Genomic DNA, 18,712 nt, shown 5'->3' on the forward strand with positions numbered 1-18,712 from the left:
ACTGTTGTGTATATGGTATCTTAAATTATACTTTTACTAAAGGTAAAGCTATAATGATGGAGACTATTCAGATCATCTGAAGTATCGTCGACAACTACTTGGTGATATGAGAAACTTAATCTTATATCATATGACTAGAGACGGGGAGGATAAATTGTGACTGTTGTATTGTTTGATGTAGACGGGGTATTTTTAAGTGAAGAAAGGTGTTTTGATGTATCGGCACTTGCGGTCCATGAAATGCTTTATAGTCCAAGGTACCTAAACCTTGACCAACAGGAGTTCAAAACAGATTATAATGATCATCAGATTAAACAGATACGTAATGAAATATTTATCGACGATGCAGTTTTGAGCCGCTTTAAACAGATGGGGTTGAATTCCAACTGGGATATGCTGTTCATCACTTTCTCTATTGTATATATAGATCTGATTGAAAAAGCCGGCATCAACCCATCGAATATAGACCTTGCAGACCTCCAGGGTATGGGTGAGATGCTAGGTTCCGAGCGACCTGATTATTCCAAAGTACTGGCATTTCTACAAAAAGAAGGGTTCAAAAAAGAAACTATCTTTGATGCTTTGCAGGAATATGCAAAAGAACATTTGGGTGTTGAAGACGTGTCGGCATTTGGTATGTCCGGGTCTATTTGGAGAACAGGCCAATATAAATACCAAGAGTGGTATTTGGGGAGCAGGGACGTCAAAACTTCAACTGGAATTGAAGCGGAGGAAATGGATAAAACTGGATTTATTCATGATGAAGAATGGATTGTACCACCGGAAGACCTTCGGGGTATGCTGAACAGGCTCCTGGAGGCGGGTGTTGAGATTGGAGTGGCTACAGGAAGGCCACGTCAGGAGACACTGATCCCTTTCAATCAGGAGCGCTTGATGGATATTTTCAGAAGCAACAAAATTTCTACAGCATCTGAGGTTTTGGCAGCAGAGACAGTTGAAGGTGTAGGGATATCCTTGGCAAAACCGCATCCATACAGTTACTTATGGACACTGTATGGTCATGATGAAAATCATTTTTTTGATGCAGTGAACAAAAAGAATAATGTCGATGATACCGTGATTATTGTGGGAGATTCTGTTGCGGACTATTATTGCGCCGAAGCAATTGGAGCTGAATTCATTGCGACTTTAACAGGTCTGACGGGGCGTGAAGTGATTCCGACTTTTGAGGCCTTGAATGTAGATGAGGCCCAAATGGCCGAGACAGTGCTTGATGTTGAAGAAATCATTTTAAAAAGGGGCTGGGACATAAAGGCCCCTGAACACTAAGAAAAATGGCGATCCATCCCGATAAAGCGGATGGATCGCCATTTTTTGTGTCTGCTTCCAAAGCAGTGCGCATCATTCGGTTGAACTTCCCGAGGTTCCCGGCCAATAATGCGAGGCCGATTTCGATTTTCACTTTGCGTCTCCCGCGGAGTGAAAATCGCCTGAACGCCAAATTGGCCTTCAAATTGCCGAAAACCGTCTCAACATCCACCTTGCGCTGCTGATAGATGTTGCGGTGCCCTTCAACTGAAAGCTGCTTTTTCACCTGGGCTCTGAAGTAGTCCAGGTTCATATTCTTTTGGATGCGCTTGGTGGTCTGCTTGTCGCTTTTGATGCATATGTCATGGAGGGGACATCCGGTACAGTCTGCTGATGCATACATTTTAAACGCCCGGGTGTAGCCATATTTGTCGGTCCGATCGGCATAGCGTTCAAACTGGAGGGGCCGTCCGTCCGGGCAGATGTACATATCATTCTCATCATCATACACCCAGTTGTCCGGATGCATTTCATCGGGTTGGTGCCTCTGCTTCTGTTCCTTATGGTATGTATTATAGGGGATGAGCGCGGTGCGGCCGTAGTCGTCCATGATTATCTCATAATTGGATTCACTGCCATAGCCGGCATCGGCCACAATCTTTTCAGGCAGATGCTGGAAATGTTCCAGCATCGTATGGAGAAATGGCGGCAGGGTCCGGGTATCTGTCGGGTTGGGATAGAGGTCAAAGCCTAAAACGAATTGATTGTTGGTCGCAATCTGCAGGTTGTAGCCGGCTTTCAGCTGACCATTCTGCATATGGTCCTCCTTCATGCGCATGAATGTCGCATCGGGGTCGGTCTTCGAGTAGCTGTTGCGGGCACCGAGGATCTCCAATTGTTGGGTATATTTCAATTCCCGGTCCCGCAGGTCTGCACATTTCTTTTTAGTCTTTCGGATGACGGACCGTTCAGACCGGCGGGCTTTTCTTTTTTCCACGGTTTCCGTCGCCTCGATGGTCTCCGTCAAATCCGTTTCCACCGTCTCTAGCGCCTGGTGCATCGTGTGCAGGTGATCGGCCGTCACGATGGCTTCCGATTCTTCAAGGAGGGCCGTCACGATCTGCTCTTCATACAGCGTTTCATACATCAGCTTCGATTGGGCGCGGAGTTTCTCCTGGTGTTTCTCGACACTTCTCCGGAAGACGAATGTATATTTGTTGGCATTGGCCTCGAGCTTCGTACCATCGATGAAAATCGCATCCGTATCAATCAGCGCCTGGGCTTCCAGCTGCATCCTGAACTGGATGAACGCTTCCTGGATCAGCGCATCCATGTGGGGATGCACCCGGAACCGGTTGATGGTCCGGTAGGAGGGCGTCTGGTTTTGAGCCAGCCACATCATCCGGACGCTGTCTGTCAACAGCGCTTCAATTTTGCGCCCGGACGTCACCGATTGTGTGTAGCTGCAGAGGATGATCTTCATCATCATTCTTGGATGGTACGACGTCGCACCGAAGGCATGGTCAAAGGGCGCAAATTCAGTCTCTGGGATGCTTTCCACCAATGCATTGACGGCAAGGGCGATGTCATCTTCGGGTATGATGACTGCCAAATCGAGTGGCAGTGTCAGCTGGTTCATGGTATAATCTTTATACATAAGGCACCTCTTTTTCTGTTTGTGTGGTTACTTACATTATAAAGGGTGCCTTTTGTTTTGTCTTTCATTTATATACATAGGAATCCCCCGGGTTAAAATTTTCATTTTAACCCGGGGGATTCTGCTTGGATCGGGACTTATGTCCCAGCCCCTTTCTCTTGCTATGACAAATCCACTTGCTTCAGGTTATGGAACCCTTCAATCTGCCTGAGTTCATCCATAGCCTCTTGATTGACACTCTGGTCAAGTGAAAGGGAGAGGAGTGCAGACCCTCCGGCATCAGTCCGGCCAAGTTGCATTGAGGCGATATTTACGCTGTATCTGCCTAAAGTGATCCCCATTTCACCAATGATTCCCGGACGATCCAGATGGTTTATGAATAGGAGATGATTAGTGGGTTTTATATCAACTTGGAAATCATTTATTTTGACGATGCGCTCACCATAACCGTTGAGCACGCTGGCCCCAAGGATGAGCGACTCTTCTCCATTAAGGAGTTCTACTTCAAGGTAATTACTGTACCCATGTGCCTTGCCCCGCTTCTCGACCTTGTAGGTGACGTCTTGTTCTTGAAGGAGGTAGAGTGCATTGATGATGTTGACGGTCTCCCCCAAATGAGGTTTTAACATGTTCGCGACAAATGAACGCGTCAAGAGGCTGGTGTCATCCAATGCCAATTCCCCATGGTACTTCAGCTTCACTTCTGATGGAGGGCGGTTCATCAGTTGAATGGCAACGCCGCCCATATGGGTGGCAATATTGATGTAAGGTTTAAGCTCATCATTGATGGTATCTCCCATCCTCGGTGCGTTCACAGCATGAATGACTGTATTGTTCTCTAGAATATCAATTATTTCCCGGGAAACGCTTATTGCGACTTTTTCTTGGGCTTCTATAGTCGACGCACCCAAATGAGGGGTGACTACGATGCGTGGATGTCCAAGAAGTTTTTTATTAGAGGGTGGTTCTTCTTCGAAGACATCGAGAGCCGCCCCTTCGATTTTACCCTCATCCAAGGCAGCCATCAATGCCGTTTCATCGATGATGCCTCCACGTGCCACGTTTACGATTTTAAGACCTGGTTTTGCACGGGCAAAAAAAGATTCCCCAACTATACCGGTTGTTTGAGGAGTAAGGGGGGTGTGTACAGTCAAAAAGTCGGCGTTTGAAGCGATTTCTTCAACTTCCATTTTCTCTATCTCCGCTTCTTGCGCCTTCTCATCAGAAAGGTAAGGATCGAATGCAATGACCCGCATGCCAAAGCTCTGCGCTCTTTTAGCGACACCGAAACCAATTTTCCCTACGCCGATTATTCCGAGCACTTTACCATACATTTCGGTGCCCTTGTACTTCTTACGGTCCCACTTGCCTTCAGAAAGCGCTTTGTGCGCAGCTGGAATCTGGCGTGTCAGCGCAAGCATCATGGCCATCGTATGCTCTGTCGCAGATATCGTATTGCCATCAGGGGCGTTGATGACGATGACCCCATGTTTTGTGGCGGCATCGACATCAATATTATCAACGCCAGCCCCGGCACGGGCAATCACTTTCAGATTGCGTGCGTATTGAATGATTTTTTCAGTAACCTGCGTCTGGCTGCGGACAATCAGGGCTTGGTAATCGTGGATGATATTCAAAATTTCTTTTTCATCGAGACCAATCTGGATATCGACTTCATAGTTGGGGTGGTCGACGAGTTCTTTGATACCTTCTTCATTTACCGGGTCTAGTACAAGCACTTTAAATTTATTCATGGTAGGCCTCCTGTGCGGCAGTCAATGCTGTGCCGTAGTAGTTCTTATTGTGGTATCGACTCAATATAGATTCAAGGGCTGCAAGGACGGCGAGCATATCTTTAGGGAACATATAACCCATATGGCCGATTCTGAGGATTTTCCCTTTTAATTGCTTCTGGCCACCAGCTATAGTGATGCCAAATTCTTTTTGAAGGGTGTCCTTTATATGGGACAATTCTGCTTCTTCTCCTTTAAATGCTGTAACAGTTGGAGAAGCATATGCTTCTTCGACCAGAAGTTCGAGCCCAAGGGCTGTAAGTCCGGCGCGAATCATGTTCTTCATTTTCATATGACGGTCGAAGATATTATCGATGCCTTCTTCTTTATAGATGGACAGTACCTTGTCCAGCCCCTGTATAAGAGATACAGCCGGCGTGAAGGGGGTGGAGTGCTTTTCCAAGGCAGAGAAGTATTGATTGATATCCAGATAAAATTTTGGCAGCCTGTTTTGTGACGCTCGTACTCTCGCTGCTTCGTTCATGGTGACGAAGGCGATGCCCGGCGGAAGCATCAAAGCTTTCTGGCTGCCGGTCACTAGGCAGTCTATGGATTGTGCCTCGATATCGAAGGGTGTGCCGCCTACAGCGCTCACACCATCCACTATAAAGAGGGTGGATGGATCATAATTTTTAACTGCTCTGCCAATTTCCTTGACCGGATGCAGAACTGCAGTCGAAGTTTCACATGCCTGGCTGAACACGGCTCTTATATCAGACTTATCATTTAGAAAAGCTTCAAATTCTTGAACGTTGACACCCTCCCCCCAAGGCACTTCATAGACATATACGTGGAATGGGTGGGCTTTTGCGATATTTTTGAAGCGATCACCGAATGCACCGCTGGCTATAATAATAATCGATTCATCTTTTCCGACAAGGTTGATCATGGCAGTTTCAAGCGCACTGGTTCCGCTGGAAGTAAGTACTGCGACTGGATATTTGGAACCGAAGACTTCTCCAATATTGGATTGTACATGTTGCATAAGCTCTGTAAAATCCGAAGAGCGGTGTCCGATCATTCCTTGCGACATGGCTTGTGATACTTCAGGTGGAATAGGTGTAGGTCCAGGTGTGAGAAGCAGTTTTGGTTCCATGCATTATCAGCCTCCATGGCATATAGTGAATCTATAGTATCAAATTTTTCAGTATATTACATAAACTATGAAGATATTCTTGGTTCAAATAGGTTTTATCACTAAAAGATAATGTCTTCTCAATTATCTTTACCGTCCTGCAGTAATCCATCTACGAGAGAGTGTGCTTTTTGGTATTTATCCCTGTAGGAATCGCCATCCAAAACATGAGTGATTGAAGAGAGCTCATTTTCGTTGATTTCATCCCACAGCATTGAGTGAATGCGGTTTTTAGTCGTATCGTTTGGATCTTCTGGCGGCAACAACAAGATGAGCGACCAATGTTGGAGATGGATATAATAGTCGAACACGGATTTCAATCGATTGAATTCCTCGCCGTCGGCATGCATCTTCATATTCACTTTAGTGTACATTACATCGGTATCAGCAAAGAACACTTTTCTCGTTCCCGTTGAGTGAATATGCTGTTTATTGTTTTCAAATTGGCCGATGCCGATTGAATGAAAATCTTTAACATCGAGTTCATCTTTCTGAAGGCGTTGCTCCATCAGGTAACTTTTAGCATATTCCGTTGAATGGCTGGTGGAGTATCTGCGCGCCAGATCTTGGACGAGTGAGGTTTTGCCTGTGCCCGGTGCACCAAGTATCAATACATTCTGGACAAAGAACTTTCTGAAAGGCCGTGTCACATAATCCCAATTCAAAATAGGTTCCTCGCGTATACTGGTGCCGCTGATACCTAATATTTTACGGTCTACCATAGTGATATGGATGGCTGAGTTCGGGCGTTCGGCTTCAAAAAATGATTTCAATGGTTCAAGATACTCCTGTTCACCTGCGTAAAAGGTTAAACTATCGACTTTAAATGGAAGGGTGGCCTCTTCCTGAGTGATGATATCGGACAACCGATCGAGCCAAGAGCGCCATCCGTGGGGATATCTTGGTATGTCCGTCTCATCAAGCTTAAGGATGGTTACATTATCATCCGGAGTAAGGAGTTGACGCATTGCTTTAACACGATTGTCGAGCGTCATTTCATGTTCTTGGCCCCGATCCCCTTCATATCCGCTGACGATTACAAACGCATGCCTGTTTTCACGTTTTGCACGTATGACCTGTTCGAAGTGGCCAACGTGACACGGGGCGAAAGTACCAAAATAGATGCCTAAATCTCTCATTGCACAAGCTCCTAACTGTTTCAGTGTTAAAACAGTTATATCAGTATAAAATTTGTTTATCAAATCATCAGCCGGCCGTAATCCCATTTATGTAGAATATTTATGCTACAATCAGTATGTCAAAATGAAAAGGTAGAGGGATAATGAAATGATAAGATGGATGAATATATTTAAAGGTTTCCTGATGGGTACTTGTGAGCTCATACCCGGTGTCAGCAGTGGCACCATGGCCTTGCTCCTCGGCATATATGACCAGTTTCTAGGAGCCATCTCAAGGATAGTATCAAAGGACTATAAAAAAGCAATCTTGTTTCTGGTTCCGCTTGTGATCGGCATGGGTATAGCCATTGTAACGCTGTCTTCGCTAATTGATTACTTATTAAAAGAACATACTGTACCTACCCACTGGTTTTTCATCGGTCTAGTATTGGGTGTGGTGCCGATGCTGCTGAGGATTTCAAACTATAAAGTTGAATTCCGTGCGGTTCATTATCTCATCTTCCTAGCTGCGGTTGCAGTGCTGTTCATAACGGGTATGGCTAGGGGAGAGGGTGCTCATGTTACGGAAATTGTCATCACAGGCCCCTTGCTCCTGAAAATGTTCGCAAGCGGTATACTCGCGTCCACCACTATGTTGCTGCCTGGAATTTCAGGTTCATTAGTGTTATTGATACTCGGATCTTATTCGATCGTCATATTTTCAATCAGTGAACTTCTGGACCTGAACTTCAGCGTACTGCCGGTCGTCATTGCTGTGGGTATCGGCATCGTATTGGGTCTGCTTGCAGCAAGCAGGATCATACAGTATATGCTCAGACATTATACCTATCTGACTTATGCAATGATTTTAGGACTTGTAACGGGTTCTGTATTTGCAATATATCCAGGACTGCCTGACACTATTGGAACATGGATTGTAACGATCATAACAGCATTTATCGGATTCATCATCAGCCTGTACATGGGATCAAAAAATGAAGATGGCGTTTAGGAGGTGAATAGGCGTGGAGAAAGAACATCCTTTGCTGCAGTCCTATCATGAATATATCAAAAGCACTTTAGACTATCGTATTGCGATAATTGGCCAGGTTGATGCTGGAAAAAGCGCACTCGTCAATCGCCTGACAGGAATGGATTCAGCCGTCTCTACACAGACTGATGCCACACGTGAGGTAAGTGCCTACCCCTTTGGGGAAAAAGGTGAGATATTGGACTTTCCTGGTGTCGGTACTAGAGAGTATTCCCCAAAACAGTACAAAAAACTAATTTCGAAAACAGGGATAAAACATGTACTGTATGTCTTCTCCTCCAAGATAAGGGAGGCGGATGAAGCGGTAATCCGGTACTTGGCGAAAAAAGGAGTGCGCATCACCTTCGTCTACAATAAAAGCGACACCTTGATTGATGTAAGCGGCGAGCGGCTTCAAAAAACACTGATGAATGATAAAGATACCGAGCTGCATGTCACTTTCAAGAAGCATCTCGACCAGCCGCTTCATTACCAATTTGTCAGTGTTAAGGACGATGTCGGCATTGGTGAACTGGAACAGACGATTTCCTCCGTGTTCGAAGAGAAGGATGCACTTTTTGATAAGAGGGCTAAAAGTGCAGGGTATCTGGAGAAGTTTCTGACCCGTAAGATGAATACACTGGCGAAGAAACTCCTTTCGCCAAGCTTCAAAGACATCATACTGAACCGGTCATATAAGTCGATTGAAGAGATGACCGAAGATCATTATCAAATCAGCAAGGGTGATGCAGAAGTGATTGGCCACGAAATGCCAAGAGCTGTCGATTACATCAACCGCGCAAAAGCCGAAGACACTGAAAAGAAGAGCCCAGCAGACTACATCACTCACCTTACGTCATTATTCAGCGCAGTATTCAAAATGCGTAAATTAAACGTGGTGACGTTCATTGTATCTTCATTGGGTGAAATGGGGATCAAAAATATCTATCCGGTTCTAAAAGGGACTTTCGGATACGCGGGGGACATGAATGATTTTGCGCGTGAAGTCATAAAATACCACCGCTAGATACACCGGCAAATGCCGGTGTATTTTTTGTTACGACAATCGTTTGCATAGAAACTTGGTTACACCTCCATAAAAACTATCTGTGAACGCATAATTTTAATGCAATCGTTTGCAAAAAGTGTTGACTTATCACATGAAAGCGCTTTAATATTAAATTATGAAAAGATTTACATATTAGGAGGAGGATTATGATGAAGAGCAACAAATGGTTTCTACTGATGATGTTTGCGTTGGTGCTAGTGCTGACTGCCTGTGGGCCGGACAGGCCAGAGAGTGGGGAAAAGTCTAGTGGAGAAGGGTCTACCGGTTCAAGTGAAGAAGGATCTGAACCAGAAAAACCTGAAGTGTTGAATGTTTGGCTTGATGGAGAAAATCAGGTAGAAGTATACGGTGAAATTTTTGAAAAGTATGAAGAAGAAACAGGTATTGCTGTTGAATTCACTGAAGTAGGCATGACTGACCAATTGGAACAATTATCATTAGATGCTCCGGCAGGACAAGGTCCAGATCTCTATCAACAGCCACATGACATGATTGGGAGTGCTTATCTCCAAGGCCTTGGGATGGAACTCGACCAATCTGAATTCGAGTTGGATGCATTTAACGAAAATGCACTTGAAGCATTCACTTATGAAGGGTCGCTGATGGGAGTGCCGTTTGCTGTTGAAGCAGCTGCTCTTTATTATAATAAGGATCTTATTGATGAAGCCCCTCAAACAGTTGAAGAACTCGAATCAATCATGGAGGAGTATACAGATGAAAGTAATAATGAATATGGATTACTGATGGAAGCCACAAACTTCTATTTCTCATATCCATTGTTGTTCTCTGGAGATGAGCAGATATTTGGCCAAGAAGAGGATGGAAGTTACAATTCTGAAGACCTCCGAGTCGCTACAGATGGTGTAATTGATCAAGCAACGCGTATGCAAGAGTGGTTCCAGGCCGGATACCTTAGTGAGAACGTAACAGGCGACGTGCTTGATGGATTGTTTACAGATGGAAAGGCACCAATTGCAATGACAGGTCCATGGAAGCTCTCGGATTATTCAGAGGCACTTGGAGATTCGCTGGGTACAGCAACACTGCCCAAACTTCATGGGGAAACTATGACACCATTCATGGGAGTCAAAGGATGGATGATCTCAGAATACACTGAGAATGAATATTGGTCTAAAGACCTTTTGAAGTTTATGACCAATGCTGAGAGCAGTAAACTGGTTACTGAAGGGCTTATGGAGACTGTGCCACGCTCAGATGTGGAAAACTCGAATGAATTGTTAAGGGTGTTTAATGAGCAGGCTGAGAACGCAAACCCAATGCCTAATATTCCTGAAATGGCACAGGTTTGGGAGCCTATGGGAGATGCGCTGATTTTCATATCGAATGGGGATGATCCTCGCGAAGTATTGGAAGAAGCAAAATCCCAAATACAAACTGACATAGACTCAGCTTCAGGAGGGCAAGATTCTGAAGAGTAGTATCGAAGATTAGGAGGAAAAGACTATGAAGCAAAATCCGAAATTAGCCGCAGCCTTGTCTATCCTTCCTGGGCTGGGCCAATTATACAATAAGAGGTACGCCAAAGCAGGTGGCCTCTTTATCCTTTTTATATCATTCTTTGCGGTTTTCTATAATTTCTTGAATATTGGATTCTGGGGACTCTTTACTCTTGGTGAGATACCTCGTGTGGATGATTCGCGAATTTTACTGGCACAAGGAATTATATCTCTTCTTGTAGTAGTAATAGCAATTACTTTCTATATTGCAAATATAATAGATGCCTACAAGGATGCTAAACTAATCAATAACGGCGACTTTAGAACAATGCTACAGCAATTCAGGGATGCATGGGATAAGAGCTTCCCTTATGCAATTGTTGCCCCTGGGCTTTTTTTACTCATTTTTCTAGTCGTATTTCCATTGCTATATATGTTCTTCCTGGCATTCACCAACTATAATCTCTACAATGCACCTCCTAGGAACGTTCTAGACTATGTTGGTTTTGAGAACTTCAAAGCTTTGATTGAAGTGGACATCTGGAGAAACACTTTCTTTAGTGTCTTTACATGGACTATTGTATGGACACTAGTAGCAACAACATTACAGATTGCCCTAGCGCTCCTTCTTGCAATCATTGTTAACCATCCTTTGATAAAGTTCAAAAGGTTAATCCGTACCATGCTTATCTTGCCATGGGCAGTGCCAGCATTTGTTACGATTCTTATTTTTTCTGCATTATTCAATAATCAGTTTGGAGCGATTAACAATGATATTCTGCAGCCATTGTTCGGTCTTTCGATTCCATGGCTCTCAGATCCATTCTGGGCAAAAGTGGCTCTGATAATGATTCAGACATGGTCAGGGTTCCCATTTGTCTTTGCTTTGTTTACGGGTGTCTTACAAAGTATATCCGATGACTGGTATGAAGCAGCTGATATGGATGGTGCATCAGGATGGCAAAAGTTCACAGAAATAACATTCCCGCATATCATGTTTGCCACGGCACCGTTACTTATAATGCAATATGCAGGGAATTTTAACAACTTCAATATCATCTACCTATTCAACGCTGGTGGGCCTGCTATAAGGGGACAAAATGCTGGTGGCACAGACATTCTGATTTCATGGGTCTACAAACTAACTTTTGAGACCCAGAATTATAACATGGCCGCTGCAATTTCCATCATTATTGGTCTTATTGTAGCATCGGTTGCCGCATTCCAGTTCAGTCGTACTAGAGCAGTTCAAGAGGAGGGTGAGATATAATGACTAAAAAAAGAAAAAATCTTTTGAAACAGATTGTCATGTATACAATATTGTTTATTATGACGATAGTAATATTCTACCCTCTTCTTTGGACCTTTGGCATTTCATTAAATCCGGGGAACAACTTATATGGAGCCAATATGATTCCTGAAAATTGGTCATTTACCCATTATAAATGGCTGTTTACAGATTCTCAGAGTATGTATCTGACATGGTACAAGAACACATTGATTGTAGCGGCACTTTCTTCTTTCTTTTCAGTGGTTTTCGTGACTTTAACTGCATATGCGTTCTCAAGGTATCGGTTTATTGGACGAAAATACGGCTTATATGCTTTTCTTATCCTACAAATGTTTCCAGTATTAATGGCTATGGTCGCCATTTATATCTTGCTTAATACAATAGGATTGCTGGATTCTCTCTGGGGGCTTGTTCTAGTATATGTAGGTGGATCGATTCCGATGAACGCGTTCTTGGTAAAAGGTTATTTTGATACTATCCCAAGAGAATTGGATGAGTCTGCAAAAATGGACGGTGCCGGACATTTCCGTATATTCTTTACAATAATGATTCCATTGGCTAAACCGATTATTGCAGTAGTTGCATTATTCAATTTTATGGCGCCATTTATGGATTTTATATTGCCGCGTATTGTTTTGAGAAGTCCAGAAAACTTCACTTTAGCACTGGGGCTTTACAATATGGTCAACGATCAATTTGCGAATACTTTCACAAGATTTGCCGCGGGATCCATTTTGATTGCAGTACCTATAGCAATCGTGTTTCTTTTCCTACAAAGGTATTTGATTTCCGGCTTGATGTCCGGGTCAACTAAAGGCTAGATGAGGTGGTCTAATGGTTACAATTAAAGATGTGGCAAAAGCTGCTGGAGTATCTCCTTCGACAGTTTCAAGGGTTGTAAAAAATCATCCAGGAATTAGTTCAGATACCAAGAGGAAGATACGCAAAATAATGGAGCAGATGGGGTATACACCTCATGTTGCAGCAAGGAATCTTGTTACAAAAAGATCATATACTATTGGACTTGTAGTAAAAAGTGCAGTGCATGAAGCTGTATTAAATCCATTTTTTACAGAAGTTAATTTCGGAGTGTCAGAAGCGTGCAGAACTAAAGGCTTTTCGACTATTATGACTGCAGCAGAGGATGATGACAGCCTTTTTCTTGAAGTTAAAAATCTTATAAATTCAAAAAGAGTGGATGGTTTTATATTACTTTACTCAAAAGAAAATGACCCAGTGACAAAATATTTGACCAGTATGGCTTTCCCGTTCGTAGTCATCGGAAAAGATGTAATGAACAGCGGTGATGCCATCCATGTCGACAATGACAATGTGCAGGCTGCAAAAGAGATGACGGACCTGTTGATTGATGAAGGTTATGAAGATATCGTCATGGTGGTCGATAATGAGGTTTTCGCTGTTTCCCAAGATAGGATAGCCGGTTTTGAACAGGCGATGGCATCTAACGGGCTAAGCAGTAAATGCAAAGTCGTGCAATGCGACAAGGATGAGTCTTCCATTGAAAGGATGCTGGTTGATCTCTTTGACCACACACCACCGCAAGCACTTCTTACACTCGATGGGGTATTGAATGCACGGATCATATCCCGGCTGTATCAAATGCAAATTCGGATACCAGAGGATGTGGCGACAGCGACTTTCAGTGAATCACCTCTAACCAAGTTTGCAGCACCTCCCCAGACAGTCGTGGACATATATCCCAAGGAATTGGGGAAAGAGGCAAGTAATGAAGTGATCATGCTGATAAAGGATGACAACAGACTAAAGCGCAATATTACTGTACCGACACGTATCATAGAACGCCAATCGACGAAAAAGGAGGAAAGAGGATGAAGGTAACAGTTTGGAATGAATACCGTCATGAAAGGGAGTCGGAAGTTGTAGAACGTGTCTACCCGGAAGGGATCCATAACCAGATAGCCAGTTTTCTAGGAGACCACGAAGTGAAGACTGCTACACTGGACGAGCCTGAAAACGGATTGACCGATGAAGTGCTGGACAACACTGATGTCCTTATATGGTGGGGGCACAAAGCCCATGACGAAGTGTCCGACGAAGTGGCTGATAAAGTACGCCAGCGCGTCTGGGATGGCATGGGTCTGGTGGTGCTTCACTCTGCCCATTTCTCAAAACCCTTCAAGCTTTTAATGGGGACATCATGCGATTTGAAGTGGCGTGAAGCTGGAGAGAAGGAGCGTCTTTGGGTAGTGGATCCGGCCCATCCGATTGTGGAGGGTCTGGGGGAGTATTTCGAACTGCCCGAAGAAGAGATGTACGGTGAGCACTTCGATATTCCAACTCCCGAAGAATTGATAATGCTCAGCTGGTTCGAAGGTGGAGAAGTCTTTAGAAGCGCATGCACGTTTAAAAGAGGGAACGGCAAAATATTCTACTTCCGCCCAGGTCATGAAACACATCCGACGTACTACAATGAAAACGTTCAGACAGTCATCAAAAATGGTGTCGTTTGGGCAGGAAGCGGTCATGGCAGGAAACATCATTACGGAAACTCCGAACCACTGGAAGAGATAAAGGAGAATGAACATGATTAATGTTGGCATAATCGGTTGCGGCAGTATCGGTGTAAAGCGGCATATCGCTGAATATGAAGAGAACGATAACGTAAAGCTGACAGCCTTTTGCGACCGTGTAGTCTCGCGTGCGGAGGCGCAGCAAAAGATATATGGAGGAAAAGCCTACGAAAAGTATCAGGATCTTTTAGAAGATGAATCGGTCGATGCTGTAAGTGTCACGGTGCCTAATCATCTGCATGCCGAAATCTCCATTGCTGCCTTGAAAGCAGGTAAGCACGTCCTATGCGAAAAACCTATGGGACTATCTACTGGAGAGATGGACCGTATGATCGCAGCAGAAAAAGAGTCAGGCAGACAATTGATGATTGGCCATAACCAAAGGTTGATAAAAGAGCATCAGGTGGCACGGGATTATGTGACTTCAGGAAAACTTGGGAAAGTCTATGCCTTCCGTACAACGTTCGGTCATCCAGGACCTGAAGAGTGGAGTGTCGACGGAAAGGAAAGTTGGTTTTTCAAGGAGAACGAAGCAGGTATGGGTGCTATGGGGGACCTCGGGGTGCACAAGGCGGATCTGATCCGCTATATTCTAGACGAAGAGATCGTTGAAGTAGGCGGATTGATCTCCAAGGAAGCGAAAAGTTTTTCGGATGTCGATGATAATGCAGTATGTATCCTACGGACAGCGTCCAATGCCGTCGGCACGCTTCAAGCAAGCTGGTCCTTTTATGGGTCAGAGGATAACTCCACAACAATATATGGTGAAAAAGGGGTATTGCATCTCCTTGGCGACGAGAAACATTCTTTTGTATTCACAGGACGAGATGGCACAGTTGTACAAGAAAACTACGGAGGCATCCAGACGAATGATGAGGAAGGGCAAGCAAAGAAATCATTTGTGATGGATGCATTCATCAAAGCACTCGTAACGGACGAGAGGGTACCAGTGACTGCTGATGATGCAAAGAAATCCGTAGAAATCATTTTGTCGGCTTTTGAATCGGACCGGACCAAAAAGATTGTGATGGAGAAATAGGTGCTGAACATGAATAAAATCAGATTGGGTTTCATCGGGGTAGGTGGGATAGCGACAGGGCGCCATATACCAACCTTCAGGACATTTGATGAAGTGGAGATTGCCGCTGTTCATGATGTGGATATAAAGCGGGCGGAGAAGGTAGCAGAAGAACTGGGGATCCCCGGTGTCTTCGCCGACATTGAAGATATGTATCCCCACGTTGATGCCATAGTCATTTGCACCCCGAATAAATTTCACGCCGAGCTTAGCATAAACGCGATGGATAATGGTAAACATGTGCTGTGCGAAAAACCGATGGCCATGACGACTGAGGAATGCAATGCAATGATTGAAGCGGAAAAGCGCAATGGTGTAAGGCTTCACATTGCTTACCATTACCGCTACATGAAAGAAGCCATTGCATCCAAGAAAATAATTGAACGCGGCATGATCGGGGATCCACTGGTGGTGCGGGTGCGCGGTTTAAGACGTCGGAAGGTACCAGGATGGGGGGTCTTCACCAATTATGATCTGCAAGGTGGGGGCGCTCTAATCGACTATGGATGCCATCTGCTTGATATGGCCATGTATCTTATGGGGGACGTCAAGCCAGTGGAAGTATCGAGCACCACCTATAACCATCTAAGCCGTACAAACACTGTCAATGAATGGGGGCACTTCAATCGGGATACTTTCGAAGTGGAGGACCACGTCAGTGCATTCATCCGCTTCAACAATGGTGCCACTATGCTCTTTGAAACAAGTTGGGCAGCAAATATTCCTGAAGATGAGAATCACATAAGCATCTCCGGCACAAAAGCAGGACTTGATGTATTCAACATGCAGGTCAATCAGGCTGATGAAGATCTTATGACGACCATGAGGATTGATTATATCAAAGTCGACGAAACATTCAGCCGGCTTCAAGCTGAAGATTTCATTTCGGCCATAAAATATGAGACTCCTTTGACAGTGACTTCAGAAGAGGCGAAGGAAGTATCGAAAATCATCGAAGCAATCTACTTGAGCTCGAAAGAGCAGCGCAGTATCAGACTTTAGGAGGCTAACGGATGAAACTTGGAGTATTCAATCCTCTGTTCCAGAACATGGAGCTTGAGGAAATGTTGGACTACATCGAAGCATCAGGACTTGAAGCGGTTGAAATAGGAACAGGCGGCTACCCCGGAAATGCACATTGCGACGTTGACGCATTGCTTGGATCAGAAGATTTACGGGCCGAGTATATGGAGAAGTTCACTTCGCGCAATATAATCATCAGTGCATTCAGTTGCCACGGCAATCCAATATCGCCAGACGAAGCATTCCGCAAGCAATCTGATGAGAATCTGAGAAAAAGCATACAACTCGCAGAACTTATGGGTGTGCCTGTCGTGAACACTTTCAGCGGGACGCCTGCAGGCAATGAAACAGATACGGCAGTCAATTGGCCGGTGACGCCGTGGCCGGAGGAATACTCTGCAATAAAGGAGTGGCAATGGGAGAATAGATTGATTCCCTATTGGCAGGATATCGCAGAGTTGGCAAAGTCAAAAGGTGTCAAAATCGGGCTTGAGCTTCATGGTGGTTTCTTGGTGCACTCCCCCCACACCATGCTTGAACTGAGGCGCGCAACGAATGAATATATCGGTGCGAACCTTGATCCAAGTCATATGTGGTGGCAAGGCATCGACCCAGTAGCCGCCATCAAAATTCTGGGTCGTGAGAGTGCCATTCATCATTTCCATGCGAAAGATACCTATATCGATCAGGACAACCTGAATATGTACGGCTACCTGGACATGAATCCATACAGCAGCATCAAAGATAGGAGTTGGACATTCAGGAGTGTCGGCCTCGGCCACAGTATGGATGAATGGGCGGATATGATGAGCACCCTCAGAATGTATGATTATGATTACGTCGTCTCCATTGAACATGAAGATGGATTGATGTCTATAGAGGAAGGGTTCCGAACAGCTGTCAGGAACCTGCAGAATGTCATTATAAAAGAGAAGCCGACTGACATGTGGTGGGCTTAAAGGAGTGGGAATATGGCAGAACTAAAACTCAGCAATATACAAAAGACATATGACAAAGGCCCGACAGTCGTCCATGACTTCAACCTAGATATACACGATGAGGAATTTATCGTTCTAGTCGGCCCTTCAGGATGCGGTAAATCGACGACACTGCGCATGATTGCAGGGTTGGAGGAAATCTCCGGAGGAGATTTGTATATCAACGATAAACGAATGAATGATGTCGAGCCAAAGAACAGGGATATTGCGATGGTCTTCCAGAACTATGCCCTATATCCCCACATGAGCGTCTACGACAATATGGCGTTCGGCCTCAAATTGCGCAAAACCCCGAAGGCGGAAATTAAGAAGCGGGTGGAAGAAGCAGCGGCAATTCTAGGATTGACAGATTATCTTGACCGTAAGCCGAAAGCGCTATCCGGTGGGCAGCGTCAGCGTGTGGCGCTTGGCCGTGCGATAGTCAGGGAAGCCAGTGTGTTTCTGATGGATGAACCATTATCCAACCTTGATGCAAAACTGAGGGTGCAGATGCGCGCTGAAATCATCAAGTTACATAAACGACTCAAAACTACCACCGTCTATGTGACACATGATCAGACTGAAGCACTTACCATGGCTTCTAGAATCGTCATACTCAATGAAGGGGACATCATGCAGGTGGGCTCCCCGAAAGAGGTGTACGATTATCCTGAGAACGTCTTCGTAGCACAATTCATCGGATCTCCGGCAATGAATGTATTTGATGCAGAGATGAAGGATGGTGTGCTTATGATCGGAGACACCACAATAGAAATCCCTGAAGCAAAGCGTCGCATGCTCATTAATGGTGGATACGACAATCAACCGATTAAATTCGGCATCCGCCCTGAAGATGTAAGGGAAGAGGCCGTGTTTGTGGAATCTGGTCTATCGACTGCTTTTGATGCGGAAGTGAAGGTGAGTGAACTGCTCGGATCTGAAATCATGCTGTACTCAGAACTACAAGGTCAGGAGTTCATCTCTCGAGTAGATGCGCGGAACGACCTGGCCCCGGGCGATGTCGTCAAATTTGCTTTTGATATGAACAAGGGTCATTTTTTTGATTGGGAAACTAAGCAGCGCATCGTCACAAAAGACGATCGGGCGAAAGAAAAAAAGGCTTTGGCATCCAACAATCAGACCTCGAATGTAATGGAAGCGTAGAGTTATAAAAACAGTCCACCGAATATTCGGTGGACTGTTTTTTTGATCATTCGATCTGATGCCGTGGTATTATGATATAGTTGGAGTGAGGTGAAGAAG

The 18,712-nt window shown here is 44.7% G+C and carries 16 protein-coding genes; 12 read left to right on the top strand and 4 right to left on the bottom strand.

Translation table 11 applies throughout. The features are described 5' to 3' along the window. Positions 1-156 precede the first annotated feature (156 nt). The gene (locus tag ACZ43I_RS00790) at positions 157-1,290 is read left to right on the top strand and encodes an HAD family hydrolase (RefSeq protein ID WP_344703157.1); all 1,134 of its coding nucleotides are present in this window, start codon (positions 157-159) and stop codon (positions 1,288-1,290) included. Here ACZ43I_RS00790 and ACZ43I_RS00795 read toward each other — a convergent pair. From ACZ43I_RS00795 to ACZ43I_RS00810, 4 genes are all read right to left on the bottom strand, one after another. Next, positions 1,247-2,926, bottom strand: a complete 1,680-nt coding sequence (locus ACZ43I_RS00795) for an IS1182 family transposase (protein ID WP_464761654.1) — start codon at positions 2,924-2,926, stop codon at positions 1,247-1,249. The genes ACZ43I_RS00790 and ACZ43I_RS00795 overlap by 44 nt on opposite strands. A 161-nt stretch (positions 2,927-3,087) precedes the next feature. Then, positions 3,088-4,680, bottom strand: coding sequence for a phosphoglycerate dehydrogenase (gene serA, locus ACZ43I_RS00800; protein ID WP_344701645.1), 1,593 nt, complete (start codon positions 4,678-4,680; stop codon positions 3,088-3,090). After that, the gene (locus ACZ43I_RS00805; RefSeq protein WP_344701643.1) at positions 4,673-5,815 is read right to left on the bottom strand and encodes a pyridoxal-phosphate-dependent aminotransferase family protein; all 1,143 of its coding nucleotides are present in this window, start codon (positions 5,813-5,815) and stop codon (positions 4,673-4,675) included. The genes serA and ACZ43I_RS00805 overlap by 8 nt, the downstream gene beginning before the upstream one ends. A 119-nt stretch (positions 5,816-5,934) precedes the next feature. Next, complete coding sequence (locus tag ACZ43I_RS00810) at positions 5,935-6,993, bottom strand: AAA family ATPase (RefSeq protein WP_344701641.1); 1,059 nt, start codon at positions 6,991-6,993, stop codon at positions 5,935-5,937. A 148-nt stretch (positions 6,994-7,141) separates the two neighbouring features. On the opposite strand from ACZ43I_RS00810, the gene ACZ43I_RS00815 reads away from it, so the two are divergent. The 11 genes from ACZ43I_RS00815 to ACZ43I_RS00865 all read left to right on the top strand — a co-directional run bounded on the left by ACZ43I_RS00815 (position 7,142) and on the right by ACZ43I_RS00865 (position 18,613). After that, positions 7,142-7,984 (top strand): DUF368 domain-containing protein, encoded by an 843-nt coding sequence (locus ACZ43I_RS00815; protein WP_344701639.1) that lies wholly within the window; start codon positions 7,142-7,144, stop codon positions 7,982-7,984. A gap of 13 nt (positions 7,985-7,997) precedes the next feature. Then, a complete protein-coding gene (locus ACZ43I_RS00820) occupies positions 7,998-9,029 on the top strand; it encodes a GTPase domain-containing protein (protein ID WP_344701637.1) in 1,032 nt (343 codons plus the stop codon). A 188-nt stretch (positions 9,030-9,217) separates the two neighbouring features. Next, a complete protein-coding gene (locus ACZ43I_RS00825; RefSeq protein WP_344701635.1) occupies positions 9,218-10,510 on the top strand; it encodes an extracellular solute-binding protein in 1,293 nt (430 codons plus the stop codon). Positions 10,511-10,535: 25 nt separating this feature from the next. After that, positions 10,536-11,798: a sugar ABC transporter permease gene (locus ACZ43I_RS00830; protein WP_344701634.1), complete on the top strand. Its 1,263-nt coding sequence runs from the start codon at positions 10,536-10,538 to the stop codon at positions 11,796-11,798. After that, positions 11,798-12,640, top strand: a complete 843-nt coding sequence (locus ACZ43I_RS00835; RefSeq protein WP_344701632.1) for a sugar ABC transporter permease — start codon at positions 11,798-11,800, stop codon at positions 12,638-12,640. The genes ACZ43I_RS00830 and ACZ43I_RS00835 overlap by 1 nt, the downstream gene beginning before the upstream one ends. A 13-nt stretch (positions 12,641-12,653) precedes the next feature. Beyond that, positions 12,654-13,673 (top strand): LacI family DNA-binding transcriptional regulator, encoded by a 1,020-nt coding sequence (locus tag ACZ43I_RS00840; protein WP_344701630.1) that lies wholly within the window; start codon positions 12,654-12,656, stop codon positions 13,671-13,673. Continuing rightward, positions 13,670-14,392 (top strand): ThuA domain-containing protein, encoded by a 723-nt coding sequence (locus ACZ43I_RS00845; RefSeq protein ID WP_344701628.1) that lies wholly within the window; start codon positions 13,670-13,672, stop codon positions 14,390-14,392. Before ACZ43I_RS00840 ends, ACZ43I_RS00845 begins: the two co-directional genes overlap by 4 nt. Continuing rightward, on the top strand, positions 14,385-15,410 hold the full coding sequence (locus ACZ43I_RS00850) for a Gfo/Idh/MocA family protein (RefSeq protein ID WP_344701626.1): 1,026 nt from the start codon (positions 14,385-14,387) through the stop codon (positions 15,408-15,410). The genes ACZ43I_RS00845 and ACZ43I_RS00850 overlap by 8 nt, the downstream gene beginning before the upstream one ends. 9 nt (positions 15,411-15,419) lie before the next feature. Further along, positions 15,420-16,451 carry a Gfo/Idh/MocA family protein gene (locus ACZ43I_RS00855; RefSeq protein WP_344701624.1) on the top strand — a complete coding sequence of 344 codons (1,032 nt, stop codon included), beginning with the start codon at positions 15,420-15,422 and terminating at the stop codon, positions 16,449-16,451. A gap of 11 nt (positions 16,452-16,462) precedes the next feature. After that, positions 16,463-17,431: a sugar phosphate isomerase/epimerase family protein gene (locus ACZ43I_RS00860; RefSeq protein ID WP_344701622.1), complete on the top strand. Its 969-nt coding sequence runs from the start codon at positions 16,463-16,465 to the stop codon at positions 17,429-17,431. A 12-nt stretch (positions 17,432-17,443) separates the two neighbouring features. Continuing rightward, positions 17,444-18,613, top strand: coding sequence for an ABC transporter ATP-binding protein (locus tag ACZ43I_RS00865; RefSeq protein WP_344701620.1), 1,170 nt, complete (start codon positions 17,444-17,446; stop codon positions 18,611-18,613). The last annotated feature ends 99 nt before the right edge of the window (positions 18,614-18,712 follow it).

It is taken from the genome of Salinicoccus jeotgali (assembly GCF_055379195.1).

Bases quoted from the DNA above. Each gene is read 5' to 3' on its own strand.
- ACZ43I_RS00795 (WP_464761654.1), bottom strand. From the start codon at position 2,926: ATGTATAAAGATTATACCATGAACCAGCTGACACTGCCACTCGATTTG.
- serA (WP_344701645.1), bottom strand. From the start codon at position 4,680: ATGAATAAATTTAAAGTGCTTGTACTAGACCCGGTAAATGAAGAAGGT.
- ACZ43I_RS00805 (WP_344701643.1), bottom strand. From the start codon at position 5,815: ATGGAACCAAAACTGCTTCTCACACCTGGACCTACACCTATTCCACCT.
- ACZ43I_RS00810 (WP_344701641.1), bottom strand. From the start codon at position 6,993: ATGAGAGATTTAGGCATCTATTTTGGTACTTTCGCCCCGTGTCACGTT.
- ACZ43I_RS00815 (WP_344701639.1), top strand. From the start codon at position 7,142: ATGATAAGATGGATGAATATATTTAAAGGTTTCCTGATGGGTACTTGT.
- ACZ43I_RS00825 (WP_344701635.1), top strand. From the start codon at position 9,218: ATGATGAAGAGCAACAAATGGTTTCTACTGATGATGTTTGCGTTGGTG.
- ACZ43I_RS00830 (WP_344701634.1), top strand. From the start codon at position 10,536: ATGAAGCAAAATCCGAAATTAGCCGCAGCCTTGTCTATCCTTCCTGGG.
- ACZ43I_RS00835 (WP_344701632.1), top strand. From the start codon at position 11,798: ATGACTAAAAAAAGAAAAAATCTTTTGAAACAGATTGTCATGTATACA.
- ACZ43I_RS00840 (WP_344701630.1), top strand. From the start codon at position 12,654: ATGGTTACAATTAAAGATGTGGCAAAAGCTGCTGGAGTATCTCCTTCG.
- ACZ43I_RS00845 (WP_344701628.1), top strand. From the start codon at position 13,670: ATGAAGGTAACAGTTTGGAATGAATACCGTCATGAAAGGGAGTCGGAA.
- ACZ43I_RS00850 (WP_344701626.1), top strand. From the start codon at position 14,385: ATGATTAATGTTGGCATAATCGGTTGCGGCAGTATCGGTGTAAAGCGG.
- ACZ43I_RS00855 (WP_344701624.1), top strand. From the start codon at position 15,420: ATGAATAAAATCAGATTGGGTTTCATCGGGGTAGGTGGGATAGCGACA.
- ACZ43I_RS00860 (WP_344701622.1), top strand. From the start codon at position 16,463: ATGAAACTTGGAGTATTCAATCCTCTGTTCCAGAACATGGAGCTTGAG.
- ACZ43I_RS00865 (WP_344701620.1), top strand. From the start codon at position 17,444: ATGGCAGAACTAAAACTCAGCAATATACAAAAGACATATGACAAAGGC.